The following is a 24,506-nucleotide window of genomic DNA, read 5'->3' on the forward strand; positions in this document are numbered from 1 at the left end:
AAATCCAAAATTCGAAGAAACAAAACCTTAACGCGGAGGGCCGCTGGAACGCCAACTTTAAGGCATTATCGCAGGGGGCCGCGGTTAAAACGCGGATCTGGAATTTTGTTCAGAATTAACTGCGTAACTCTGCGATTCAGCCTGGGAGTGGCTGATCTGCGTACTCTGCGTTAAAGCTTTTGCCTCATTTATAGAATAAGGCGCTTACGTATGGACCGCAGCGCTATGGTAAAAGCGATAGCGAAGAACGCAAACAGCCACAGGAGGTCAGCGGCGATGACCCACCCCACCTTGCCGGAGAAAAGAGCGCGGCTGGCCGACACTCCGTGTGTGAGGGGAAGGAACCAGGCGAAGGTCTGAGCCCAGGTCGGTAGATTGGTGATAGGAAAAAAGATTCCCGAGAAGAGGAACATGGGGGCGATGATAAGGGTGAAGTAGTAGGAGAAAAAATCGTAGGATGGGGCCCTGGCGGTGACGATCATGGAAAGGGATGAAAAAAGAAGCCCGATGAGGAAAACCAGGACCAGTGCCAGGATGGACCAGAAACTGGTTACCAGGCCGAACAGGGCCATGACCAGGAGCATGGCAGTGCCTGAGAGGAGACCTTTTGTGGCGCCCCACAGGATCTCCCCCGCTACGATATCCTCCAGGGATACGGGGGTCGCAAGGATCGCGTCGTAGGTGTTCTGACGGGTCATGCGGGTGAAGGATCCGAAGGTGCACTCAAAGGTGGCGGCGTACATGGCCGTGGAGCAGATCAGGCCAGGTGCCAGAAACTGTATGTAGGGGATACCGTCAACATTACCCACCATGCGGCCCAACCCCCAGCCCATGGCAAGGAGATACAGGAGAGGCTCCCCCAGGTTGCCCAGGATGCTGGCCTTGTAGAATTTGGTCCACACCTTGGCATCCCGGTACCACACCGTAACAGTTCGCCAGCTGAGGTTGCCCAGCAGCCTTTCTCCCTTCCGGATCATGATCGGCCGGCCGGTGGAAGTGGGTTCGCTCACTCTCTCAGGTCCCTTCCTGTCAGACGCAAAAAGACATCCTCAAGGGTGGCGCGTCGGTGGAGGATGGTCCGGTTCGATTCCAGGGCGAGCCCGGTGAGAACCTTTGTGGCATCCGTCGAATAGAGATACAAGGTGTCCGCCGAGCATTCCACCTCGGTACCCTCGGGGATCACCCCGCCGATGGCGTCCAGGCAGCTTTCCCTGTCCTCATCGTCCCGCAGACGGATCTCTACCACCTCGCTGCCAGCGTATTTGGTGATGAGATCTGAAGGCGACCCTTCAATGAGGATCCGGCCATGGTCCATTATCACCAGTTTGTCACAGAGCTGCTGGGCCTCGTCCATGTAATGGGTAGTGATAATGAGGGTGACCCCCTGGGACTGTAGCTGGCGCAGCTTGTGCCAGATGACGTGGCGGGCCTGGGGATCCAGACCAGTGGTGGGTTCGTCCAGAATGAGCAGCTCCGGTTCGTTGATAAGACCGCGGGCGATGAGGAGTCGGCGCTGCATGCCCCCCGAAAGCTGTTCGATGGGACTGTGAGCATGATCGGCCAACTGGACGAAAGCCAGCAGCTCCATGGCCCTGCTCCGGGCTTCTTTGTAAGGTATGCCGTGGTAGCGGGAGTAGATGAGAAGGTTCTCGAGCACCTTAAGGTCTGCGTCCAGATTGTTCTCCTGGGGCACCACCCCGATACGTGCTTTGACCTTCCTCGCGTTGGCCATAACCTGCATGCCCAGCACAGACAGGGACCCTTCCGTAACCGGCAGATGGTTGGTGATCATCCTCATGGTGGTGGTCTTACCGGCGCCGTTGGGGCCCAGGAACCCGAAGCACTCGCCTTTGCCCACATTAAAGGAAATACCGTCAACTGCGGTGAAGGAACCGAAGCGCTTTGTTAAATCTGATGCGGTAAGAACTGTAGTCATGGTATTAGATCCAAAATCCCTATTAATCCAAGATCCAAAAAAGTTATATTTTCGTCGTCCCTATTCTGAAAGGTTAACCGATTTCCACCCATTACTCCCACACACCCATACTCCCATACCTGCAAAAGTCCCGCAACGAACACTCAATGCAGAGTGGGACTTTTGTTTTGCACATGAGTTTACAGTGCAAAACAATTAAAGCGTGGTACTCGTTGAACATCTGGACATCGTGTTCAATGTTGTCCATGAAAAGGCTCTGAACTTCGTGGTACTTTGCCTTTTCGGTACATAAACCCAGCCGTGAGAAAAGCCGTATCGTATAGGCATCTACGACGAAAACAGGGCCCTGGAGGGCGTAGAGGAGAATGGAATCAGCGGTTTCCGGCCCGATACCGTTCAGGGAGAGAAGCTCTGCCCTCAGTTCACCGGTATCGCATTCTCTCATACAGGACAGGTCACCCGGATACCGGTCCATCAGAAATTGGCAAAAACTCCTCAGCCTGGCGGACTTCTGACGGAAATAGCCGGTAGACCGTATGGCTTCCTCCAGACGATCCGGAGTAAGGGAGAGGATGCCTTCCGGCGTCAACTCGCAGACCTCTCTGAGATTTGCCATGGCCTTTTCAACGTTTGTCCAGGAGGTGTTCTGAGTCAGGATCGCCCCCAGCATGACCTCGAAAGGGGTGTCGGCAGGCCACCACGATTGGGGGCCGTACTCTTCCTGGAGACGAGTGTATATCTGGTAAAGGAGATCAGATTGGCTCATGGGCGGGGGGGAGTATATCTCATATCTCAAATCTCAGATAATCAAGGCTAGATGGTATCATTTTTATATTTTCTACCGCCAATGTTGATAGAGTCGCAAAAAGTCCAATCCGGGACTTTTCGCTCCACGGAAAGGGAAAAGCGTCATTTTCCCTTTCCTTACAAATCAATGACTTACGGAGTGAGTCATTGATTTGGGCGCCCCGCGCGGGGCGCATTGATGACTTTTTGCGAAGTCATCAATGTTTGATCTCCTAATATATCTGATCAGCCCTGAGAGTTGTTTACTGATGGATGTCACCTTTTCCCTGACATGATTGCCTCCTCATGGATTGCGGTGAATTATGAGGTAGGACATTTGAGATCTGAGATCTGAGATTAGATCTTTATTACTTCCGTTCCAGCGATCTTATCATGCCAGGCCTGATTCTTTTTATCCCACAGGGCCCAGAGAAAACCGAGAAAAGTCATGAAGAAGACGGAAACGGTGTAGCCGAGAGTCCGCAAAAAGGCGCGTCTGTAGCCGACCGGGGAACCATCTGTGAGCTGGACCCGGATCCCCATCAGCATTTTCCCCAGGGTCTGTCCCCCTTCCCCCGTTAAGAGGGTGAAGTAAAGTAAAAAAAGAACAGTTGAAAGGAATAGAGCGATATCCAGGTGGCCCATCCCTGGCTCGGTACCGCTGCCAATCCTGTAGGCGAACCTTACGATGTCCGCGATGATACTGAGTGTGAGCCAGTCAATGGCAAAAGCCGCCAATCGCCGGAAGAACCCTGCCCTGACCACGAACTGTTCCTTCCGGGTGAACTGCGTTCCGATCATCCCGGAGGGGGTGGACAATGAGCCTCTCAAAGGCTTTTTACAGGATGTGCAAAATATTGTGCCGTGGTTAATGGCTCCGCAGGAAGGACAGGTACGGGTCATGTAATATACTCCTCGGGAAAGGTCTAATCTCAAATCTCATATTTCAAATTACAAACAAACCGTAAAAAGGCCAGTTATTCGTCGATGGAATGCGCATTAATCTGTATTTCTGAGATCTGAGATCTCAGATTATTACATGTCTCCCCACAGATACTGAAGCAAGGCGGCACCGGCAGTGACAGCGGTTTCCGTGCGAAGGACTCTGGAACCCATCCCGGCAACCGTAAACCCTTTATCCTTGAGCAGCTCCACCTCATCGACGGTCAGGCCGCCCACGGGACCTATGACCATAAGAGCGGATCCAGGAGGATCGATCCCCTCCGTCACCTCTTTCAGATGCCTGACAGTTTTTTCTTCCCAGAAGACCACTGAAAGGTCGTGAAGGTCGGTATCAAGCTCTTTTAATGGTAACGGCTCGGAAATGACGGGGAAGCGGGACCGTTCACACTGTTTGCAGGCTGAGACAACAACACGCTGGAGTCTGGGGAGCCTTTTCCACCCCCCCTTGATCTTCACTTCGGTCCTTTCGGTGATCAGCGGCCAGAAGGCTGAAGCGCCAAGCTCAGTGCCCTTCTGTATCGCCCAATCGAAACGGTCACCCGGTACGATCCCCATGGCAATGGTAAGCCTGAATGAAGGGATGGGCTCAACTTTCCTGTCCGAAAGTGTGAGGGTACCCTTCTCTTTCTCCATAGACTGGACCAGGGCGTTCCATGAGACTCCCTCACCATCCACGATCTTCATCGCGTCTCCGGTACCCAGTCGGAGAGTCAAGCGGGCGTGCCGCAGTTCATCGCCGGTGAGGGTACCGGTATCCCCTTTGATGTCAGCGGGAGGAATGTAGAAAGTATGTAAGGACATAAGGCTACCCAAGTCGCTCGTTCGTGCGTTAATGCGTTAAGCGTGCTTGCGATCAGATCCTACTCACGTACCCACGTACGCTCTACTCACTTACGGATTTCGCCTGTTACTAACGCTCTCCCCACCGATGCCCCAGTTGTCGGTGTCCACTTCGTCGATGACCACCACCGTGGTGGCAGGGTCCTTGTTCAGGACCTTTACAAGGAGATCCGTGGCACCTTTTATTAGGGCGGCCTTTTGTTCGGCGGTGGCGCCGTCTTTGGTGATCTTGATGTTAACAAAGGGCATGGAAATCCTCCGGATTTCAGTTCCATGTTCCAACTTCCAGGTTTCAGGAAAGACAATACAAGAAGAGGAATAGTACCTCATGGAGGTTGTTTTATAGAACAGATATTAATTGTCCTAATGGGTCTGGTTTGAGTTTCCAATGCTAAATACGAAATCCGAAACCCCTTACTCGTTTCCAATTGGGGAAACGAGTAAGGCCGCCACCCACACCTTCTCGTTCATGATGCGCTCCACCCTGAGGCCGCACCGGGTAAACGCCTCCATAACCTCTTCACTCTCATCTTCCAGGAGGCCTGAGATGATCAGGATCCCGCCAGGTTCAAGGTGCTCAGCCATGTTTGAAGCCAGCCTTTTGAGCAGTGATGCGGAAAGGTTGGCTGTGATGATGCTGTATAAACCTTCAGCGGTTTCGATGCCTCCCTCCGCCACCCGGACACGATCATCAGCGTTGTTGTTTTGAACATTGTCACAGGCTATAACAGCGGCCATGGAATCGATGTCCACCGCGAGGACATCCCCAACGCCGAGGAAGGCCCCGGCAATGGCCAATATGCCGGACCCGGTTCCCAGGTCGAACATCCGTTCTGGAGCCTGGTCGCCGATACAATCATTGAGTAATACCAGGCACATCCTGGTTGTGGCGTGGCTCCCGGTTCCGAAGGCCAATCCCGGGTCAAGAACGACCTCCTGGTCACCGGTGGGAGTACACCACGTAGGTCGAATTACAAGCCTGTCTGAAATGCGCACGGTAGTGTGCTGGGACCGGAAGACAGCCATCCAGTCCTCTTCCGGAAGCTCCTCAATTTCGTATCGCGAGTCATCAGGAAGCAGCTTCATCTCCACGAGGTCGCTCAACTGTTTCTCGATCCGCAGCAGGTGGTCTTCCCTTTCACCAGGTTCCAGAAAGGCGTCTATAACGCTAAGCCCGGATTCCGTCCGGAGGCACACGCCCCTACCGGTCAGGGTTGTGAGGAAATCTGATACGGGATCTTCCCTCTCCGGTGGAACTCTAACGGTAACCTGTGTCCAGATGCGCTGATCCATCTTTACATCTTAACACAACACCATTAATCCCACGAAAACGGCGTGAAACATCGGTTCAGCTTGACATTGGCTCTGATTTGTGCTCTATTTCACATCGAAGGGAAGGGCGCTTCTCTTCAGGGGGGGACCCGGGGTAGAGATATCCCGGGTTTCTTATGTCTGCATGCTAAAACCCGGGATCAGCTTTCAGAAGACAGTAATCAGACTAAATCTCCAGTAAGTAATTCAGGAGCGCATATTTGCATCTGATTGGAAGATTGTTATTTGTCTGGCTACTGGCTACTCAGAGAAACACTGAGCAGTCATTGCTCAGTGTTTCTCTGACGGCTTAAACACGACCTCCGCCTGGATCATCTTCTCAAACCTCGACAAGATCCTCCTCACATCGGCCGACGTTCCTAACTTCAGAGCTCGGCGGGCAGCGCGCAGGCAGTCCTCGTGCCGGATAAGGCGGATGGACCGTTTGATAAGAGGTATGGAAGAGGCGTTCATGGAAAGCTCGTTGATTCCCAGGCCTATGAGCAGTGGTGTCCAAAGTGGATCCGCTGCTATCTCCCCGCAGACAGCGATGGGCACCCCCGCCTCCCTTGCCGCTCTGGCGGAGATGGAGATGAGGTTTAAGACGGCCGGGTTCATAGTGTCATAAATGTGGGCTACCCTTTTGTTGTTCCGGTCCACCGCGAGTGTGTACTGGGTGAGGTCGTTGGTACCCAGGGAGAGGAAATCCACCTCCCGTACCAGAACCCCTGCCAGGAGGGCTGCGGAGGGAACCTCGATCATAAGTCCAATCAGTACGGAGCCGTTGTAAGGGATCTTTGAGGACTTGAGCTCCATCCTGGATTCATCCAGGAGCCTCCGGATCCCTTTCACCTCCTCAAGAGTGGATACCATGGGTATGAGTATGCTCACCGGCCCGTGGCGGGCAGCCCGCATGATCGCCCGGATCTGGGTCTTGAAGATGTCCACTTTCTCAAGGCACATCCTGATGGACCTCCAGCCCAGGAAGGGGTTTTCCTCAACGGGGAAATTCAGATAGGGGATGTTCTTGTCACCTCCCACATCCAGGGTTCTGATGTTGACCATCTTTCCCTCCGCCCCCTCCACCATGGTCCGGTATATCCTGTACTGTTCGTCCTCGGTGGGCAGGATGGGGCGGGCCATGAACGGAAGTTCTGTGCGGTAAAGGCCGATCCCCTCTGCACCGTAGTATTCAATAAATTTAAGATCGGACAGCAGACCGACGTTGGCCATCAGATCAACTTTATACCCGTCAAGGGTTACAGCCGGCAGCTCCTTTTCGCTGACAAGCTCCACAACGTGCTTTGTATAGTCCTTCAGCAGTCGCTTGTATTCTTTTACGATGTTCTCGTCCGGGTTTATGAATATATTGCCTGTGTTGCCGTCCACGATGATGTAATCACCCGGTTGTACGACCTCGATCAGTTCCTCAACCCCCACCACGCAGGGTATCCCGAGGGAACGGGACAAAATGATGGCGTGGGAGGTGTGGCCCCCGGCCGATGTGGCGACACCCTGGACCTTTTCCGTGGAAAGGACGGCAGCGTCCGAGGGGGTGATCAATCTGGTGATGAGGATGCCTTCTTCGTGGAAATGGAGAGAGCCTTCCCTGGATTGGTCGGAGAGCAGGCGTATCACTCTGCGTCCCACATCCTCAATATCAACGGCTCTGTCCCTGAGATACTGGTCATCCATATCCTGAAAACTTTTCAGATATCCTGCCAGAACACTTTTGACTGCGTATAGCGCAGTCGTTCCGGAATCGATAACTTCGGAAACCTTCTGATTAAAGCCCTGGTCTTCCAGCATCATCAGGTGGATATTGAATATTTTGGCATCTTCCTCACCCAACTGCTCCTGCACACGCTCACGGAGATCCGCTATCTCTCTTTGCCCGGCTTCAGCTGCCTCTCTGAACTTTTTCTGCTCTCCCTCCGGATCATCCGTATGCTCTTCGACGATATAGTGAAAATCGTCGGAGATCTCCATGAGAACAGCAGGCCCCATGGCGATGCCCGGGGTGGCAGAGGTTCCGCGCAGGACGAGGGGGGAGCGCTCAGGTTCGGGAGAGGATGAGGTGCCCAGGCTCCCCGTTGTTAACTCACGCAGAAGCCTCGCATTGACCACGACTCCCGCAACCTGGCCCGCTATGGTGTTAAAAAACTGCAGCTCCTGGGTATTATAGGTTTTGTTTTCGAGGTCCTGGACCACCAGAACGCCGATGGGACTCTTGCGGCTGATGAGGGGGACACCCAGGAAGGTTTTGAACTTTTCCTCCCGGGTCACCGGGAAGTACTTGAAACGGGGATGCTCGTGGGCGTCTCGAACAAGAAGGGAGGTCATGCTTTGGAAAACCAGCCCCGTGAGCCCTTCGGAGGGTTTCATTTCAACTTTCCTTATGGCTGCTGGGTCCAACCCTTCTGTCGCTACCAGAACGAGCCGGTTCTTTTCCTCATCATACAGGTACAAAGAGCAGACATCGGTGTCCATCTCCATCTTTACCAGTGAAACAATGTTGTCTACTGTTTCCCTGAAATCGTGAGAATCACCGATCACACGGGTGATGCGGTCGAGCAGGCCCATCTGCAATTTAACAGAGCTCACGTAGGGTTGTTCCTTTCCGGCGTCATTCTCAGGATATTTTCCACAAAATGAATATCCTGTATTCGATAGCTTCAATATACCTTGAATTGCCTTTCCTTGCCAAGGAAAGGCATGGCGATGCCACTTGTTTTTCGCATCGCCAGTGTCTGGAAAGGGCAGAACGCAGCACGCAGAACGCAGGACGCAGGGCGAAGGGCGCAGAACGACGGACGAAGGGCGTTGAAACCTTCCGATTTGAGGACTGAACAACTGAGCGACCTGGCCAAAAACTGCCATCCGGAACACAGAGCGCAGATTAAATCAAATTAGGCCGGATTTAACAGGGATAAAGGGGATGCAGGGGATAAGAAAAATCTGTAACGGCGTATCGGGGAAAGAGCACAAAGGAAGAAATAAGTCGGTTGTGAAAAGGCATTGGAATCTGGATGTTGGACTGTTTTTTCCTGCACCCTGCACTTTGCACACTGCACTGATTCTCCCATCCCTTTCATCCCCTTCATCACTGTAAAAAGGGCGAATCTCAGATCTCAGATCTCAAAAACCCGAGATCGCTTCACATGGCTGAATTCCAGTCACCCCCACCTCAATCCTCCTATCAGGAATCCGCTTCCGCAATCTTCCTTTCCCTTGAGGGGAAGGGACTGAGGGGCGGGTGAAATCCTATCCTATCTATTCCGAAGTCCCCCTCCATAGGGGGAGGAAGAGTAAGGAATCGGGACTGTTTTAGGGTTCGCCATGACATCTAGCCCGCATTATTCATGATGGTGATGAGATGTGAGCTAACTGTGTGGCAAATATGGATAAATGGGAATGGCACGATAAACCTCGTGAATAGTCCGGGCTAGACACTAGCTGACAGGATGTGCTCCTGCCAACTACAACGCGCCCGCGTCCGAAAAAGAATAATAAGACCGCGCGGCTACGATCACGTGGTCCAGCATCCTTACCCCCATGAGGGAGGATGCCTGGCTTATCCTTTCGGTGAGAAGCCTGTCTTCCAGTGATGGTGTCGGATCTCCCGATGGATGGTTGTGGAGGCATATGATGCTGGGGGCGGACCTGATAACCGCCTGCCTGACCACTTCAGAGGGATGAATATGGACAGTGTTGACGCTTCCCAGGGCACAAAGGTCCTCGGAAAGGATCCTGTTGCGTGTGTTCAAGGTGAGAACCATAAACTGTTCTCTGGGCAAAGAGACCAGCCGGGGACGGAACAGGTCATACACATCTTTGCTGCAGGAGATAGACAGCCCCTCAGCAGGTTCATAAACCAGCTGCTGGAGCAGCTTTGGCAAAGCCAGGATCGCTTCAGCCCTGCGCGGGCCGATGTGCCGCATCCTGAGAAGACTTTGTCTGTCCAGGTGAAGAATATCGCTGATGCCGCAGTGGCGCAGCACCTCCCTGGCCGCCCGGTGGCCTATTATGGGTGAAAGGGTGGTTACTCCCGTCCTGTCATCTTTCCGGGTCATTCATATCCTCCAGTGTGCTGTTAACCCATCAGGATACCGTTAACGAAATGTGCCCTGAATAGACTTTTGTTCGCTCATCCGATATAACGCCATTCAAGATGAGTGCCATAATCCCTAGGTCGTTGATTATTAAGGATGAGATCCCTGTTGTTACCAGTGGTGAGCTGGACGTAGTAGATATCACCGGGGAGATCGGGCAGTCCATCAACAGGTCTGGTATCAGTGATGGGGTGGCCCATCTTTTTGTAGCGGGGGCCACGGCGGCTCTTACCACCATCGAGTACGAACCCGGGGCTGTTGCGGACCTGCAGCAGGCGATTTCAAGGATGGTCCCCATGGAAATGGAGTACGCGCACAATGCCAGATGGGGAGATGGTAATGGGCACTCCCACATAAGAGCGGCTATGCTGGGTCCTGATATCACTGTACCGGTTCGTAACGGAAGTCTTCTGCTGGGAACCTGGCAGCAGATAATCCTGGTTGAGTTCGATACGAGGAGCAGAAACCGGAAAGTCCACCTCACCGTTATGGGGGAAGGTACTCTCAAAGAGGTTTAATATGAAGATCATGGGAACTGATGACCTGAAAGGATTTCTCCGCTTTGCCACGAACCCGCAGAAGCAGACGGAGAATGACCGTATTACTCTAACTGTTCTGGATGTGGAGCAGATCGTGGGGGAAGGCAGGATCGACCCTGTTGAGGGTAAGTCTGAGCAGGCAAGGCGGGTCAAGAGGCCCTTAAGAAAATCATCCCAGGATCCGGCCGGTAACTGGGATCTGGTTCAGGGGGCCTACTGGGTGACCTACAACGAGACAGTTGAGATACCCGATGGAAGTGCCCTTATCCTGCAGCCCCACGAGGAGTTGACGAAAAACGGCTTGTGGCACCCGACCCTGGTGGCCAGGGATTGGGCAGATGTCCCGGGGATCCTTCTTGTGGTCACGGCAAGAGGTGTACGGCTTATGGAAGGTTCGCCGATCTCCACGGGGTTTATTGTTGAGTGAACCGTGAACCGTGAGCCGTAAAACCTGGATACTTAGACACCTAAATACGAGACCATTACTGCAAAGTGTGGGAAACAGTCCACAATGTACTGCCTCGGTAACCTCCTGTTTTTCAATATATTATAGCCCTTTAGCCCCGATTATCACACTCTCTCGTTTAATGCCTTGCCTGAATATCTGGATGCTGATCTTATCCCAGGGTCAAAGGTTCCCTCTGCGTCCCTTTGCCTGTCCCGAGCATGTCGAGGGGCGACCTCTGCGTTTCAGATTTCAACCTGGTTCTTCAGAAGTGAACTTGACTTTATCGCGGGCGTTTGGTATTTGCATTACATCATGAATATCAAAGACCAGTTCAACAGCGCATTCAATGCTAATTGGTGGTGGCACAGGAAAACTCCAGGGGAGCGTCCGTGCCGTTGATCCGGTAATTTGTACCAGATGACTAAACCGCGGGTTCTCTCGAACCCGCGGTTTTTTTTGGGGTCGCGGGTAACGCGGCCCCATTTTTTTCTGGAGGAGATCATGGAACCAGCTGCTCAAGCTTCCGATAAAAGGCTTTCGCTCACAGGCGCGGCCATGGAGCTGTCCTACGACCTTGGCGAAATGCCTCATCTGTACAGGGCACTTTCCGCCTTCGACCCTGTCGCTTTTCTCGAGAGCCGTGAAGGGACCGAGAAGAACGCCAGGTACGGTATTGTCGCCGCGCGGCCTTTGCTGACTGTCACGGGGAAAGGCAGCGATTACGAGGTCGTGGATGATTCGGGTGTGAAAACCGCTCACAGTGTCCGAGACCCTCTGCAGCTGCTTCGTTCATTGCAGCCCGATGTCCATCTGCCGGATATGCTGGACCACTACCGTTATGTCGCAGGGTGGGTGGGATCCCTTGGTTATGAGGTTTGTGAGATGTTTGAAGGGATCGAGCGGGCCCCGGCTGACGATATTGATCTGCCCGATACAATTTTCTACCTGCCCTCCCTGGTGATCCTCAAGGATGCCACGATCCGGCGGCTCACCCTTGTGTGCGTCGAAAGGAGTGAGGCTGCGGCTCGGCAATTGATGGAAGAGGTGTCAAATCTTCTGGCGGAACATCCTCCCGAGGATGCTCCTGTTTTGAACGGTGAGGAGAGGGTAGCTACGACCAGCTTCCCGGAAGCGGATTTTTTAAGCGCGGTATCAGAATCCAGAAGGCTTATTCATGATGGGGAACTGATCCAGGTTGTCCTTTCCAGAAGGTGGGAAGTGGATGGAGCCCCGGATCCGGAAGCTGTTTATGGGGTGCTGTCTGACCTTAACCCATCCCCCTACCATTTCTACCTCAAAATGCCCGGTGGAGTTCTTTTTGGAGCTTCCCCCGAGCTGCTGGTTCGGAAGGAGGACGAGGTCCTTACCGTTCGGCCAATTGCCGGGACAAGACCCAGAGGTTCCAATAAAGAGGAAGATGCTGCTCTTGAAAAAGAGATGATGGAAGACCCCAAAGAGAGGGCCGAGCACACCATGCTGGTTGATCTGGGACGGAACGATCTGGGTCGTGTGTCTGACCCGGGCAGCGTTGAGGTTACCAGGAGGATGCTTGTTGAGCGATATTCTCATGTCATGCACCTTGTTTCAGAGGTCAGGTCGCGAATAGCCGAAGGCAAAGACTCCTTTGATGTGGTTCGGTCCTGCTTTCCGGCCGGGACTGTCTCGGGGGCACCCAAGATCAGGGCCATGCAGATCATAGCTGAACTGGAACCGGTGGTGCGGGGGCCTTACGCGGGAGGCGTGGGATATTTCGATGTGCGCGGCAATATGGATTTCTGCATTACCATAAGGTCTATCTTCTACTCTGGAGGAAAGGCATACATTCAGTCAGGAGCCGGGATCGTCGCCGACTCGGTTCCCGAGCGGGAGCGGGATGAGATCGCCCACAAGGCGGCCGCTATGGTAAGGGCGTTTGGGAAAGTGAGGTTTGAAGAGGAAACCAGGGCGCAGGGCGTAAAACCATCGCGTGGTGCGGAAAGACGGGAGCCAGAAGCCGGGAGCCTGGAGCCGGGAGAAAACCCGACTGAGCGACAGCCTAGGCGAAAAGACTACTGATTAAAATGCAGAAGTCAGAACTCAGGGACGCATCCTTTTATTTTATAAGGTTCTCTACTGGATCCTGACTCCTGGGTACTGGATCCTGATGCGACACAAAGGAGCAATACAATGGTCTTCATTATCGATAACTACGATTCGTTTACCTACAACATTTACCAGTCCATCAGCACCATGGCGGACCGTGTGGAGGTTGTGCGGAGCGATAAAATAACGATCGGGGAGATGGAAAAGATGCCCATCACCCACCTTGTGATATCCCCGGGGCCCGGACGCCCTGAAGGAGCCGGGATCAGTATGGAGGCGGTGAGCGTTTTTTCCGGCCAGATCCCGGTTCTGGGTGTTTGCCTGGGTCACCAGACTATCGGTCAGGTCTTCGGTGGACGGGTTGTCCACGCCGGGCAGCTCATGCACGGGAAATCCTCCCTCATATCCCATGCGGGCAACGGCTTGTTCGCGGGGTTTCCCAACCCCTTTGAGGCCATCCGGTATCACTCTCTTGCTCTTGAAAGAGAGACGCTGCCTGAAGTCCTGGAGGTAACCTCATCATCGGATGACGGTGAGATCATGGGTGTCCGACACCGTCTTTATAACGTGGAGGGCGTCCAGTTTCACCCGGAATCCTTCGGCTCGGTGGGTGGCGATGCCATTTTTGAGAATTTTCTCATGTCAAGTGGAGGTGTGCGTCATGCTGCGTGAAAGCCTGAATAAAGTTGTTGAAGGACAGAGCCTGGATGCGGAAGCCATGACAGCTGCTGTCGGTGTGATCATGGAGGGACAGGCCACCGGAGCCCAGATCGGAGCTTTCCTTACCGCGCTGCGGCTCAAGGGAGAGACCGGGGAAGAGATCGCGGGCGCAGTTACGGCTTTGAGGGATAGGAGTGTAAAACTGCCGGGCATTAAGGATGGCAAGGGTAACGGTCTTATCGATACCTGCGGAACCGGGGGAGACGGAGCAGGTACAGTGAACGTTTCCACCCTCGCGGCGCTGACGGCCGCTGGAGCGGGCGCCCGTGTGGCCAAGCACGGCAACAGGTCGGTGTCGAGCCTGTGCGGGAGTGCGGACCTCCTGACGGCGCTGGGAGTTCGCATCGATGTCTCTCCAGAAGTGGCGGCCCGGTGCCTTAAAGAGGCTGGTTTCGCCTTCCTCTTTGCTCCTCTCTATCACCCGGCCATGAAATCGGTAGCTCCTGTGCGCCAGGAGATGGGCATCCGGACCCTTTTTAATCTCATCGGCCCCCTCTGCAACCCGGCTGGTGTAAAACACCAGGTCATGGGCGTTTACTCTGAGGATCTGGTGGAGCTTATTGCCGGAGTTCTGGGTAAGCTGGGGTGCGAAAGAGCCATGATAGTGGCCTCCAAGGACGGTCTCGATGAGATCTCCGTGTGCGCCCCCACCACCATTGCCCACCTTTACCAGGATGGGACCATTGAGGTAACAACGGTGGACCCGGATGATCTTGGAATAAAAACCCATCAGCTCGACTCTCTTAAAGGCGGAGAGCCGGAGCACAACGCTGTATTGTCTTTGGAGTTGTTGAAGGGGGCACACGGTGCGGTAAGGGACGCGGTTATCGTCAACGCCGGTGCAGCCCTCGTGGTTTCCGGGAAAGTCCCTGACATGCAGGAGGGGATGAAAATGGCAAAGGAGTCCATCGATTCCGGCCGAGCGTTAAATGTTCTGGAGACAGTGAAGGGCATAACCGCTTCAGAGGGTTTAACATGAGCAGCTTTCTTGAAAAGGCGGCTGTTTCCGCCCGATCCAACCTTGCAGACTGGAAAAGGAGGTTTCCGGACCCCGCAGCCATGGATCGGGTTCACCCCCCTGTATTTCTGCCTCCGGGGGGCGACAGATGCGGCGTCATTGCCGAGGTCAAGAGGCGAAGCCCCTCCCGAGGAGACATTATGGGCCAGGCCGATCCGGTCACCTTTCCGGGGTACTACACCAGGGGAGGCGCCGAAGCCGTGAGCGTTGTCGTGGAAGAACAGTATTTCGGCGGCTCTCCTGAACTGTTTGGTGAGATCTTCCGGCATGCCTCCCTTCCTCTCCTGTGGAAAGATTTCGTGGTCGATCCTTATCAGATCCATCTCGCCGCAGGGCTTGGAGCTTCGGCGGTACTGCTGATTGCGGGAATGCTTTCCGATGCTGAGATGACTTCTTATATGGGTATTGCCCGGGAGGATGGTTTACGAGCGCTTGTGGAGGTGCACGACGGTGCCGAGCTTGAACGTGCTGTTGATGCTGGTGCGGACCTTATAGGGGTCAACAACAGAAACCTTATCACTCTCCAGGTGGATATTGAGGTGTCAGAGCAGTTGGCCGGGAAACTTCCGCCGGGGGTACAGTCGGTCTCGGAAAGCGGGATCCGGACTCCCGAGGATGTGGCGCGGATGGCGACCCTTGGATACCGGGCGGTCCTCGTCGGCGAATCCCTGGTGACGGCGGAAAATACGGGAAAACTTCTGGAGGAGATGGTGGAAGCTGGGAAACACGTACGTGCGTAGAGCGAAGGGCGTAGGGCGGGGAGACACGTGCGTGCGTAGAGCTTGCGTGCGTAGAGCGAAGGGCGTAGGACGGAAAATGCGTAAAGATGGGGAGAGTGGATGAGAGGGAGAGGGGGAGAAACCTGGAACCTCCTATGTTGTCATTGCGAGGAACACCGAGGTGGTCGAGGGTGACGCGGCAATCTGAAGTCAAAAACAAGATCCGTCTCGCGCAGAGCCGCAGGGTTCGCAGGGGAAACCAACAGCCCGGCAGGATTTAACTCTGATCTGGTTTGAACTTTACCGCGTTCTCTGCGTCTCTAGCGATCACGCCGAAGGCGTGAGAGCGGGCGAGAAACAGTTTTTTTTGAGATATGAGATTTGAGATGGTGAAAATATGAGTTGTCTCAAAGTAAAAATTTGCGGGATCACTCGACGACAGGATGCCCTGGACGCATGCGAAATGGGAGCCGATATCCTGGGTTTTAACTTCGTGCCGGCTAGTCCCCGATACCTGAACCCATACACAGCCAGGGAGATCATATCCCGGCTGCCGCCTTTCGTGACAATAATGGGTGTCTTCGCCGATGAGGAGCTGTCTGTTCTGAACGACGTGACGACCTTCCTGAAACTTGACGCGGTGCAGCTCCATGGCAGTGAAGATGGCCAATATTGCCGCATGGTGAAAGGTCCGGTGGTCAAGGCGATCCGGGTGTCTTTGCCATCGGATCTGGAAGGGCTGGACGAACTCGATGTTTCAGCATATCTTCTGGATGCCAGAGTGGAGGGTCTGCTGGGTGGATCAGGCCAGACGTTCCCCTGGCAGTTGGCAAGGAAGTTTTGCCGGGAGCAAAGGGTTTTCGTAGCGGGAGGACTGACCCCGGAAAATGTGGGCGATGCCGTTGGAACCTTGACCCCTTACGGGGTGGATGCTGCCTCCGGTGTGGAAACCCAGCCCGGGATCAAGGATCCTGTTCTCATGGAGCGGTTCATCAGAGCTGCCAGGTGCGCCGGTGTGGAAAACGGAGGAGGATGTAGTGAAACTGCTTCTTGAAAACCCTGACCAGGAAGGCTTTTTCGGGCCCTTCGGAGGGATCTATATGCCGGAGATCCTGATGCCTGCCGTAAAGGAACTGGGCAGCGCCTTCGAGGAGGCCCGGGCCGATGAGACCTTCAACCTTGAGCTTGCCAGGGTCCTGAGGGAGTTCTCAGGGAGGCCGACCCCTCTTACCACTGCGGCTCGCTTTGCCGGATCAGGCCAGGATCTTGTATTGGAGCTCAAGAGAGAGGACCTTAACCACACGGGCGCCCACAAGATCAACAACACTCTCGGCCAGGTGATGCTGGCGGTGCGGATGAAAAAGACGCGGATCATAGCGGAAACCGGTGCCGGACAGCACGGTGTAGCGACAGCCACTGCGGCTGCTCTTTACGGTCTGCCCTGTGTTGTTTACATGGGGGTGGAGGATGTCCACAGGCAGGCCCCCAACGTGGAGAGAATGAAACTTCTTGGAGCCGAGGTCAGGCCTGTGCACCAGGGAGCGGGGACGTTAAAGGACGCTGTCAATGAAGCCCTCAGGGACTGGGTTCGCAACGTTGACGACACCTACTATGTCCTGGGCTCTGCCGTGGGTTCGCACCCTTACCCGGTCATGGTCCGGCATTTTCAGTCTGTCATCGGCAAGGAAGCCAGGGAGCAGTTTCAGGATAAATACGAAGGGCTGCCGGATGTGCTGGTGGCATGTGTGGGGGGAGGCAGCAACGCTGTCGGTCTTTTCCACCCCTTCCTGAACGACCCGGTGCAGATGATAGGCGTGGAAGCCGGAGGTACCGGGTCCTCACCGGGAGAGCACGGAGCTTCATTGGGTCTGGGTAGTCCCGGTATTTTCCACGGCAGCCTCAGTTATCTTCTCCAGAACGATGACGGGCAGGTCGTCACGGCCCACTCGGTGTCGGCAGGTCTCGACTATCCGGGGGTGGGCCCCGAACACAGCTACTGGAAAGATGAGGGGCGGGTGACCTACGAAAGGGTGAGCGATGAAGAGGCCCTGGAGGCCACGGACCTGTTCACCCGGGAGGAGGGGATCCTGCCGGCTCTTGAGACCGCTCACGCCATTGCCTGGATCTACCGGGAGAGGAAATCGCTCAAGGGCAAGAAAGTCCTTCTGTGTCTCTCCGGCAGAGGGGACAAAGATATGGAGACGCTTCTGGAAAAACAGGGCGCAGGGCGCAGGGCGCTGGGCGAAGGGGAGAATGGGTGATCCTATTGAAAGCGGTAAAAGCTGTAACGCAGAGAACCGCAGAGGCGGCCCGCTGGTAGGCCGCACATCCCGCAGAGAGCCGCAGTTAAACCTGGTTTTGTTTTAAACCGCGGTCTACTGCGATAACGCCAGGAGAGTGGCGTTCCCGCGGCCCCCTGCGTTAAGGCTTTAATTCTTTGAGTTTAAGAGTCGGAAGGAAAGTAAATGGAACGCATAGCGAAAGTATTTGCAACAGGCCGAAAAGCGCTCATCATTTACCTCACCGCGGGATACCCTTCCATCGGGCTGGACGAGGAGTTGGCCTTCACCGCTATCGACGCGGGGGCTGACATCCTGGAGCTTGGTTTTCCCTTTTCGGATCCCATCGCGGACGGGCCCCTTATTCAGGAAGCGTCCCATAAGGCGCTAGATAACGGGATGACCCTGGCCGGTGTCATTGACCTGGCGGCCAGGATCAGGGCGAAGAGGGATGTCCCCATTATCCTCATGGGTTACGCCAACCCGGTCCATCACATGGGGTACGATACCTTCTCGGAAAAACTCGCCCTGGCTGGAGGCGACGGTGCCATCATCCCCGACCTGCCTATGGAAACAGCCGCTCCGCTGCGTGATGAGATGAGGAAGAACAAATTGGCCCTCATCCCCATGGCGGCACCCAACACACCTCCTGAAAGGCTGAACTCCATTATCGAATCAGGGAATGGATTTCTCTACCTTGTTTCCATGGCGGGTCTCACTGGCGACGCCCTGAATGGCACTGCTGCATGGAAAGGGATCGCATCAAAGGCAAAAGAAACTGGCCCCCTGCCTGTCTGCGTTGGTTTCGGCATCAGAACCGGCGAGGATGCCGCCGAGGCCGCCCGGTGGGCGGATGGAGTGATCGTGGGCTCGGCCATAACCCAGGTCATCAATGAAGCCGGGAGCCCGGAGGAGGCCATGGCTGGCGTACGGGAACTGGTAGAAGAACTGGCAGAAGGGGTAGCGCGGAGGAAGGGGTAAAAATCGTTTGACACGGGGACACGGCGACACGGGGATGAAGAGTATGGGCATATGGAGGTAAGGGAGTATGGGGGTAAATACTCCGTCATTCCGGGCCGAGGGAAACGAGGACCCGGAATCCAGTTTCTGTAAAAACAATATATTTTGAAACGCAGAATACGCAAAAGAACTCTTGGATCTTGGATTTTAGATTTTGGATCAAAAGGAGGGGTTATATGAAGATCTTCAACAAGGAAGAACTGGCAAAATTCGACGGCAAGGAAGGCCGGCCGGCCTACACCGCTTACCTCGGGAAGGTCTACGATCTTTCCAAGACCCACGAGGCCGAGCACGGGGATCACTACGGCCACCCCTTCGGCCTGGACCTTACCGACGAGATCGACGAAGCGCCCCATGATGATAATCTGGTGTTTCTGTTTCCAGTGGTGGGGGAATACAGGGAATAATCCAGTTCCCGGGAACTGGATTATTGAACGCAGCACGCAGAACGCAGGAGAAGATCAAAAGCTAACAAACCACAGCGCGCAACTCGTGGGGGTCAGGTCCTGCCTCCTGATGTCTTTCTTATCTCTGATAATATGGCTCACTCGAAACATTAAACATTAAAAACCACTTCAAGATTCCCTGTTGACATAGTATTCGCAAAGATCTTTGATTTCCTTCATCCTTCATTCTTCATTCTTAGTTCACCCCATCTTCTCCTGCAGCAGCCTTATCCCAGCCACCATATCCCCCTTGATGTGGAAACGGATCACCCGTCTCCCCGCGTCAAGAAGTGCCTGGCGGTCGCCCATGGCCTGGGCGGCCTTGAGGACTCCGAAGGTGATGGAGGAGGCGTCCTTTCCTGCCTCGTCGGGGATGGGCAGGTCCTGAGCGTCGTCCGCAGTGATCTGAATGAACAGGCCGTTGCCGCTGTCGCCTTTGTGGAGCTGTCCAGTTGAATGGAGGAACCGGGGGCCGAAACCCACCGTCGTTGCGAGATGGTACTTGTTTCGTATGGCATGTCTGAACTCACCCAGTGCCAGCGCCGTCCTGGGAACAGGGTTGACGTAGGCCTGAAGGGCCACGTAATCCCCCGGCCGGGATATGGCCAGAAATCCCTCCACGGATTGACCGAGAGTGTCGGCTGGAAGATCGGAATAAACATCGATCCCCTTTTCTGACAGGGAAGGCGTCAAGGTGGGAAGGCGGCCCGCTCTTCGGTATTCATCCAGCATCCGTTTGGACTGTACTTTGGCTGATTCCACATTGGGCTGGTCGAAGGGGTTGATCCCCATGATGTGTCCCGCGACAGTGGTGGCCACCTCCCAGCGGAAAAACTCGGATCCGATATCATACAGGTCTGCCAGATTCAGGCGAAGGACCGGTTGCCCATCTTTCTCCAGAGCACTCACCATGGTGTCATAGGTATGGTCATCGGAAATTTTAAGGTAAACGAACAAACGGTCGTTTCCATAAACATCAGGGCTTCCGGGCAGTTCTCCATCAACGGGTACGATGCCCTTGCCCTCTTTTCCAGTGCTCTCGGCAAGGAGCTGCTCGAGCCAGGCTCCAAGGGACCCGATAGAAGGTGAAGCTATGAAGGTGAGCTTGTCGACGCCCCTGTTGTGCAGAGCCCCCATGACACCGCCCAGTATGGCACCTGTATTGTTGGGACGGTTCCCAGGACCACAATTGCCGGCCATATCCGCTGCCCGATCCAGCAGAAGGTTGATGTCCAGTCCCATGAGAGCGGCCGGGACCAGTCCGAAGTAGGACAGGGCGCTGTATCTTCCTCCGATGTTGGGATCGTTGGCAAATGTTTCCCTGAACCCGAGTTCCAGCGCCAGGGTCTGAAGAGCACTTCCCGGATCTGTTATAGCGATAAAATGGCTGCCTGCACGGTCGGGCCCAACAACCTGGGCGGTACGGTTGTAGAAGTATTTGAAAAGGGACAGCGTCTCGGTTGTGGTTCCTGATTTGGTGGAAACGATGAAGAGTGTTTTTGACAGGTCCAGGTTCTGAATCAGGTCCAGGATGGCCGCCGGATCAGTGCTGTCGAGCACCCTGAGTTTAAGATAACCGTCCAAGGTCCCGAAGGTCCTTCGAAAAAGATCCGGTGCCAGGCTGGAACCACCCATGCCAAGAAGCAGAGCGTCCGTGTATCCCGCCTCCCGAACATGCTCTACCGCATCCTTGATCTGGCCGGAGACAGCCCGCATATTCTCGTAGCTGTTCAGCCAACCGAGGCGGTTTGATATCTCCCGGGGAACATCCTTCCAGAGGGTGTGATCGTGGTTCCACAGGCGGTCAATTACCTGGTGCTCCCTGAGACCTTCCAGGGTTTTGTCCACAGTGTCCTGGTAAGCGGCGGCGTTTACCGAGAAGGCCGATCTGACCGATCTCAGGCTCGCTGCTTTTTTACCGATCCCCTCAATAAGGGAGTCGAAGGAGTCGGCAAAGGACTTGACGCCCTTTTTCAGAAGCTCTGCAGTTATTTGCTCGATGCTGATACCCGTGTCTGCAAGACGTTCCATGTGGACGGCTGCTTCATCGATGGCATCGGATAGTGCGGCTGAGGACGTACCGTGATCCAGAAACGCCTGGAGGGTTTCCATGGGCACGGTGTTCACCGTGTGCCGGCCGATGAGAGCATCGACATATACGGTGTCCGGGTAGGCGGGATTCTTACTGCTGGTGCTCGCCCATAGAGGGCGCTGCAGCCGTGCCCCGGAAAGAAAAAGCCTGTCCCAGTCGGGTTCTGAGAATATCTCTGTGAACTCAGTGTAGGCAAGCTTCGCGTTGGCGATGGCAGTGCGGCCCTTCAGATTCGCGTTGCCGGCATTATGGAGCAGTTGGTCCACAGCTGTGTCCACCCTGCTGACGAAAAAGGAAGCTACAGAGGCGATGGAATCAATGGGACGACCTTCTGCGGACCGTTTCTTGAGTCCAACGATATAGGCCTGAGCGGCATCCCGGTATTGTTGAAGGGAAAAGATGAGGGTTACATTGACGTTGACCCCCTTGAGAATGAGCTGCTCTATGGCTGATATTCCCTCAGCGGTGGCAGGAACCTTGATCATGATGTTAGGCCTGCCGAGGGATGTGAAGAGCCTCATCCCCTCGCGAACTGTTCCCTCGGTATCGTGGGCGAGTTCCGGACTGACCTCCAGGCTGACATAGCCGTCATGCCCTTCGGTGCGATCGTAAACAGGCCTGAAAAGGTCGGCGGCCATGCCGATGTCTTCCCTGGTCAGTTCGTCGTATATTTCCCATGATGAGCAGCCTTCGTTCATCAGGATGGCCAGAGACCTGTCGTAATCGGTGCTTCCGGTGATAGCCTTCTCGAATATGGTGGGGTTGGAAGTGATGCCGGTGACACCCAGGTCGATAAGTTTGCCGAGTTCACCGGAGGTGATAAAAGACCTCCTGATGAAGTCGACCCAGATAGATTGGCCAAGTTCGTAGGTTTTCTGGATGTTGTTCATTGCGATCTCCGCATCTGTTTACTGTTCATGGTTCACAGTTCACGGTTCACTGTTTTTATTAGCATAGTTCACCTGCACCCCATGGGCAAGGATGTCGGTAAGAAGTTATGAAATTGTTAAGTGTTGTTTGCGGCAGCGTGATATCATTTGCCATATTGTTTTAAGGTGTACAGCTGGGTAATATATTAGATTGAACATGTATTTAGGATCAGGATGTTGGGACCCTGACATCCATGGTCATATTTCATCAAGGAGGTTGGATCGATGAACCAGTTCGAGAAAATTGCTACCGAGGGCAGGAGTGAGGGTCTTTACGCTGATGGAATAGATACCATGCAGGTCAATGTCGGGCTGCGATGCAACCAGGCTTGCGCTCATTGCCACCTTTCAGCTTCGCCCGAAAGTAAAGAGATGATGAGTTGGCCTGTCATGGAAAAGGTGCTGCAGATAGCCGAGTCCATAGCTCCCGGGACTGTGGACATTACCGGAGGTGCTCCGGAACTGAACCCCCACTTGAAGGGCTTCATTCAGGGTCTGTCCGTCCTGGATATCCGGTCCCAGGTGCGCACTAACCTCACCGCGCTTTTGGAAGCCGGCAATGAGGATCTCATCGGGTTTTTCAAAGATCATCGAGTGCAGCTGGTTGGGTCACTCCCCTGTTATCTGGAGGAAAATGTCCGGGCGCAGCGAGGAAATGGTGTGTATGAAAAGAGTATCGAGGCGACCAGAAGACTGAATGCTGCCGGATACGGGATCGATCCCGACCTGCAGCTCAACTTTGTCTACAATCCCGGTGCGGCTTTTTTGCCCGGGGACCAGGCTGCTCTTGAAAATGATTACAAGAGAGAACTTAAGGACAGGTTTGGAGTCTTTTTTACAAACCTGTTGACGATCACCAACATGCCCTTCGGCCGTTTTGGGGAGAAGCTTGAAAAGGAAAACCGCCTGGAAAACTATGTAAAGCTCCTCTCCGATTCTTTTAACCCGGCAACTGTACCTGCTCTTATGTGCCGCCGCCAGATCAGTATCGGCTGGGACGGGACCCTGTACGATTGCGATTTCAACCTGGCGCTTAACATGGTCATGAACCACGGGGCCCCGGATCACATAGACAAGTGGAACCTCGATGATGTGGTAGGAAGAAGGATCGTGACCGGCGCGCACTGCTTCGGGTGTACTGCGGGTCATGGGTCCTCCTGCGCGGGAGCCTTGGCCACCGAGCCTCAATAAGCAGCCATTTACTTTGTTCTTGCTCATCGCCAGTCCTCGACGTATTTCATATACGCCTCCGGCTGGCTCTTCTCTCGGGCCTCGTATCTTGCCATTTCTTGTGGCTCAGGGAGAAAATTAAACCCGAATTATTAGAGGCAGGGCGGGGAAGGGCAGGAGCCAGTACCCAGGAGTCGGGAGCCAGGAAGAAGGGCGGTATCTAGGTATTTAAGTATCCAGGTATCTGGGTGTCTTAAGTAGGAGCCACCATGACCGTCATTCCGGGCAGAGCGACTTGTCACGGCATAGCTTTGAAGAAGCAATGACGGAAAGCGAGGACCCGGAATCCAGTCGAACTTATCGTCTTTGGGGAAGAACTATGGAAAACCAGCAGAAAAAACATTTACCCATAAAACCCATCCTCCTTATTGCGGCAGTCGTCGTGATCGTTATTATTTCATCAAAATTGGGAGTCGGCGAAAGGTTAGGCGCTCTTCAGGGCTGGATCAGGTCCCAGGGTGTTTTAGGCCCTCTTGTGTTTACCGCAGTGTATGCAGGGGCCACGGTGGCGGCCCTGCCCGGGTCGGCATTGTCCATTCTTGCAGGCGCCATTTTTGGCCCGGTGGTCGGTGTTATTACCGTCATTTTTGCCGCGACTTTAGGAGCCAGTTTGGCCTTCCTGGTGTCCAGGTATTTTGCCCGCCGCTCCATCGAAAAGTGGCTGGAGGGCAACGAGAAGTTCCGCAAGCTCGATGATCTCACTGCAAAACATGGTGACATCATGGTGGCCATCACCAGACTGGTTCCCATCTTTCCCTTCAACCTCCTCAACTACGGGTTCGGTCTGACAAGGGTACGCTTCCGGACCTACGTCGTATGGTCCTTTGTGTGCATGCTTCCGGGCACCATTCTGTATGTGGTAGGCTCGGCGGCGGTGGTCAAGGCGTTACGTGAAGGAAAGGTGCCGTGGATCCTGGTTGTGGTAGTGGCTTTGATCCTGGGAATTATCGCGGTGCTCAGCCGTCAGGCCAGGAAGAGGTTAAGGGAAGGTGAGGAAATTGAGAACAAGACTTAGTCTTAGACTAAGACTAAGTCT

22 protein-coding genes are annotated in these 24,506 nt (G+C 54.4%); 12 read left to right on the top strand and 10 right to left on the bottom strand.

Features of this window, described 5'->3' with window-relative positions:
* Window positions 1-188: 188 nt before the first annotated feature.
* From P1S59_08715 to radC, 9 genes are all read right to left on the bottom strand, one after another.
* Window positions 189-1,010, bottom strand: coding sequence for an ABC transporter permease (locus tag P1S59_08715; protein MDF1526333.1), 822 nt, complete (start codon window positions 1,008-1,010; stop codon window positions 189-191).
* The gene (locus P1S59_08720; GenBank protein MDF1526334.1) at window positions 1,007-1,936 is read right to left on the bottom strand and encodes an ATP-binding cassette domain-containing protein; all 930 of its coding nucleotides are present in this window, start codon (window positions 1,934-1,936) and stop codon (window positions 1,007-1,009) included. The genes P1S59_08715 and P1S59_08720 overlap by 4 nt, the downstream gene beginning before the upstream one ends.
* Window positions 1,937-2,027: 91 nt before the next feature.
* Window positions 2,028-2,702, bottom strand: coding sequence for an endonuclease III domain-containing protein (locus tag P1S59_08725; GenBank protein MDF1526335.1), 675 nt, complete (start codon window positions 2,700-2,702; stop codon window positions 2,028-2,030).
* A 377-nt stretch (window positions 2,703-3,079) separates the two neighbouring features.
* Entirely contained in the window at window positions 3,080-3,625 is a 546-nt protein-coding gene (locus P1S59_08730) for an RDD family protein (GenBank protein ID MDF1526336.1), read from the bottom strand.
* A gap of 132 nt (window positions 3,626-3,757) precedes the next feature.
* Window positions 3,758-4,486 (bottom strand): RsmE family RNA methyltransferase, encoded by a 729-nt coding sequence (locus P1S59_08735; protein MDF1526337.1) that lies wholly within the window; start codon window positions 4,484-4,486, stop codon window positions 3,758-3,760.
* 90 nt (window positions 4,487-4,576) lie between these two features.
* Window positions 4,577-4,774 carry a 4-oxalocrotonate tautomerase family protein gene (locus P1S59_08740; protein ID MDF1526338.1) on the bottom strand — a complete coding sequence of 66 codons (198 nt, stop codon included), beginning with the start codon at window positions 4,772-4,774 and terminating at the stop codon, window positions 4,577-4,579.
* 165 nt (window positions 4,775-4,939) lie between these two features.
* The gene (locus P1S59_08745) at window positions 4,940-5,818 is read right to left on the bottom strand and encodes a 50S ribosomal protein L11 methyltransferase (protein MDF1526339.1); all 879 of its coding nucleotides are present in this window, start codon (window positions 5,816-5,818) and stop codon (window positions 4,940-4,942) included.
* Between the two features lie 309 nt (window positions 5,819-6,127).
* Window positions 6,128-8,440, bottom strand: a complete 2,313-nt coding sequence (ptsP, locus tag P1S59_08750; GenBank protein ID MDF1526340.1) for a phosphoenolpyruvate--protein phosphotransferase — start codon at window positions 8,438-8,440, stop codon at window positions 6,128-6,130.
* 875 nt (window positions 8,441-9,315) lie between these two features.
* Window positions 9,316-9,909 carry a DNA repair protein RadC gene (gene radC / locus P1S59_08755; protein ID MDF1526341.1) on the bottom strand — a complete coding sequence of 198 codons (594 nt, stop codon included), beginning with the start codon at window positions 9,907-9,909 and terminating at the stop codon, window positions 9,316-9,318.
* 125 nt (window positions 9,910-10,034) lie between these two features.
* On the opposite strand from radC, the gene P1S59_08760 reads away from it, so the two are divergent.
* The 10 genes from P1S59_08760 (at window position 10,035) to P1S59_08805 (ending at window position 19,180) form a co-directional block, all read left to right on the top strand.
* A complete protein-coding gene (locus P1S59_08760) occupies window positions 10,035-10,466 on the top strand; it encodes a secondary thiamine-phosphate synthase enzyme YjbQ (protein ID MDF1526342.1) in 432 nt (143 codons plus the stop codon).
* 1 nt (window position 10,467) lies between these two features.
* Window positions 10,468-10,914: a hypothetical protein gene (locus P1S59_08765; protein MDF1526343.1), complete on the top strand. Its 447-nt coding sequence runs from the start codon at window positions 10,468-10,470 to the stop codon at window positions 10,912-10,914.
* Window positions 10,915-11,436: 522 nt separating this feature from the next.
* The gene (locus P1S59_08770) at window positions 11,437-12,990 is read left to right on the top strand and encodes an anthranilate synthase component I family protein (protein ID MDF1526344.1); all 1,554 of its coding nucleotides are present in this window, start codon (window positions 11,437-11,439) and stop codon (window positions 12,988-12,990) included.
* Between the two features lie 111 nt (window positions 12,991-13,101).
* Window positions 13,102-13,689 (top strand): aminodeoxychorismate/anthranilate synthase component II, encoded by a 588-nt coding sequence (locus P1S59_08775; GenBank protein MDF1526345.1) that lies wholly within the window; start codon window positions 13,102-13,104, stop codon window positions 13,687-13,689.
* Window positions 13,679-14,716, top strand: coding sequence for an anthranilate phosphoribosyltransferase (trpD, locus tag P1S59_08780; protein MDF1526346.1), 1,038 nt, complete (start codon window positions 13,679-13,681; stop codon window positions 14,714-14,716). Before P1S59_08775 ends, trpD begins: the two co-directional genes overlap by 11 nt.
* A complete protein-coding gene (locus P1S59_08785; GenBank protein MDF1526347.1) occupies window positions 14,713-15,495 on the top strand; it encodes an indole-3-glycerol-phosphate synthase in 783 nt (260 codons plus the stop codon). Before trpD ends, P1S59_08785 begins: the two co-directional genes overlap by 4 nt.
* A gap of 376 nt (window positions 15,496-15,871) precedes the next feature.
* Window positions 15,872-16,528, top strand: a complete 657-nt coding sequence (locus P1S59_08790; GenBank protein ID MDF1526348.1) for a phosphoribosylanthranilate isomerase — start codon at window positions 15,872-15,874, stop codon at window positions 16,526-16,528.
* Window positions 16,512-17,735, top strand: coding sequence for a tryptophan synthase subunit beta (gene trpB / locus P1S59_08795; GenBank protein MDF1526349.1), 1,224 nt, complete (start codon window positions 16,512-16,514; stop codon window positions 17,733-17,735). Before P1S59_08790 ends, trpB begins: the two co-directional genes overlap by 17 nt.
* 204 nt (window positions 17,736-17,939) lie before the next feature.
* A complete protein-coding gene (trpA, locus tag P1S59_08800) occupies window positions 17,940-18,734 on the top strand; it encodes a tryptophan synthase subunit alpha (protein ID MDF1526350.1) in 795 nt (264 codons plus the stop codon).
* A 215-nt stretch (window positions 18,735-18,949) separates the two neighbouring features.
* On the top strand, window positions 18,950-19,180 hold the full coding sequence (locus P1S59_08805) for a cytochrome b5 domain-containing protein (protein MDF1526351.1): 231 nt from the start codon (window positions 18,950-18,952) through the stop codon (window positions 19,178-19,180).
* A 240-nt stretch (window positions 19,181-19,420) separates the two neighbouring features.
* Here P1S59_08805 and P1S59_08810 read toward each other — a convergent pair whose 3' ends face one another.
* Window positions 19,421-22,201 (bottom strand): bifunctional transaldolase/phosoglucose isomerase, encoded by a 2,781-nt coding sequence (locus P1S59_08810; protein MDF1526352.1) that lies wholly within the window; start codon window positions 22,199-22,201, stop codon window positions 19,421-19,423.
* A gap of 264 nt (window positions 22,202-22,465) precedes the next feature.
* Here P1S59_08810 and arsS point away from each other — a divergent pair, with 264 nt between their 5' ends.
* Window positions 22,466-23,431 carry an arsenosugar biosynthesis radical SAM protein ArsS gene (arsS, locus tag P1S59_08815; protein MDF1526353.1) on the top strand — a complete coding sequence of 322 codons (966 nt, stop codon included), beginning with the start codon at window positions 22,466-22,468 and terminating at the stop codon, window positions 23,429-23,431.
* Between the two features lie 358 nt (window positions 23,432-23,789).
* Entirely contained in the window at window positions 23,790-24,485 is a 696-nt protein-coding gene (locus tag P1S59_08820; GenBank protein ID MDF1526354.1) for a TVP38/TMEM64 family protein, read from the top strand.
* The last annotated feature ends 21 nt before the right edge of the window (window positions 24,486-24,506 follow it).

The organism is bacterium (genome assembly GCA_029210965.1).
Lineage (GTDB): Bacteria > BMS3Abin14 > BMS3Abin14 > BMS3Abin14 > BMS3Abin14 > JALHUC01.

What these genes read in the sequence shown, in the direction of transcription:
- P1S59_08720 (MDF1526334.1), bottom strand. Translation starts at nt 1,936, where the DNA reads ATGACTACAGTTCTTACCGCATCAGATTTAACAAAGCGCTTCGGTTCC.
- P1S59_08725 (MDF1526335.1), bottom strand. Translation starts at nt 2,702, where the DNA reads ATGAGCCAATCTGATCTCCTTTACCAGATATACACTCGTCTCCAGGAA.
- P1S59_08730 (MDF1526336.1), bottom strand. Translation starts at nt 3,625, where the DNA reads ATGACCCGTACCTGTCCTTCCTGCGGAGCCATTAACCACGGCACAATA.
- P1S59_08735 (MDF1526337.1), bottom strand. Translation starts at nt 4,486, where the DNA reads ATGTCCTTACATACTTTCTACATTCCTCCCGCTGACATCAAAGGGGAT.
- P1S59_08740 (MDF1526338.1), bottom strand. Translation starts at nt 4,774, where the DNA reads ATGCCCTTTGTTAACATCAAGATCACCAAAGACGGCGCCACCGCCGAA.
- P1S59_08745 (MDF1526339.1), bottom strand. Translation starts at nt 5,818, where the DNA reads ATGGATCAGCGCATCTGGACACAGGTTACCGTTAGAGTTCCACCGGAG.
- radC (MDF1526341.1), bottom strand. Translation starts at nt 9,909, where the DNA reads ATGACCCGGAAAGATGACAGGACGGGAGTAACCACCCTTTCACCCATA.
- P1S59_08765 (MDF1526343.1), top strand. Translation starts at nt 10,468, where the DNA reads ATGAAGATCATGGGAACTGATGACCTGAAAGGATTTCTCCGCTTTGCC.
- P1S59_08770 (MDF1526344.1), top strand. Translation starts at nt 11,437, where the DNA reads ATGGAACCAGCTGCTCAAGCTTCCGATAAAAGGCTTTCGCTCACAGGC.
- P1S59_08775 (MDF1526345.1), top strand. Translation starts at nt 13,102, where the DNA reads ATGGTCTTCATTATCGATAACTACGATTCGTTTACCTACAACATTTAC.
- trpD (MDF1526346.1), top strand. Translation starts at nt 13,679, where the DNA reads ATGCTGCGTGAAAGCCTGAATAAAGTTGTTGAAGGACAGAGCCTGGAT.
- P1S59_08785 (MDF1526347.1), top strand. Translation starts at nt 14,713, where the DNA reads ATGAGCAGCTTTCTTGAAAAGGCGGCTGTTTCCGCCCGATCCAACCTT.
- P1S59_08790 (MDF1526348.1), top strand. Translation starts at nt 15,872, where the DNA reads ATGAGTTGTCTCAAAGTAAAAATTTGCGGGATCACTCGACGACAGGAT.
- trpA (MDF1526350.1), top strand. Translation starts at nt 17,940, where the DNA reads ATGGAACGCATAGCGAAAGTATTTGCAACAGGCCGAAAAGCGCTCATC.
- P1S59_08805 (MDF1526351.1), top strand. Translation starts at nt 18,950, where the DNA reads ATGAAGATCTTCAACAAGGAAGAACTGGCAAAATTCGACGGCAAGGAA.
- P1S59_08810 (MDF1526352.1), bottom strand. Translation starts at nt 22,201, where the DNA reads ATGAACAACATCCAGAAAACCTACGAACTTGGCCAATCTATCTGGGTC.
- arsS (MDF1526353.1), top strand. Translation starts at nt 22,466, where the DNA reads ATGAACCAGTTCGAGAAAATTGCTACCGAGGGCAGGAGTGAGGGTCTT.
- P1S59_08820 (MDF1526354.1), top strand. Translation starts at nt 23,790, where the DNA reads ATGGAAAACCAGCAGAAAAAACATTTACCCATAAAACCCATCCTCCTT.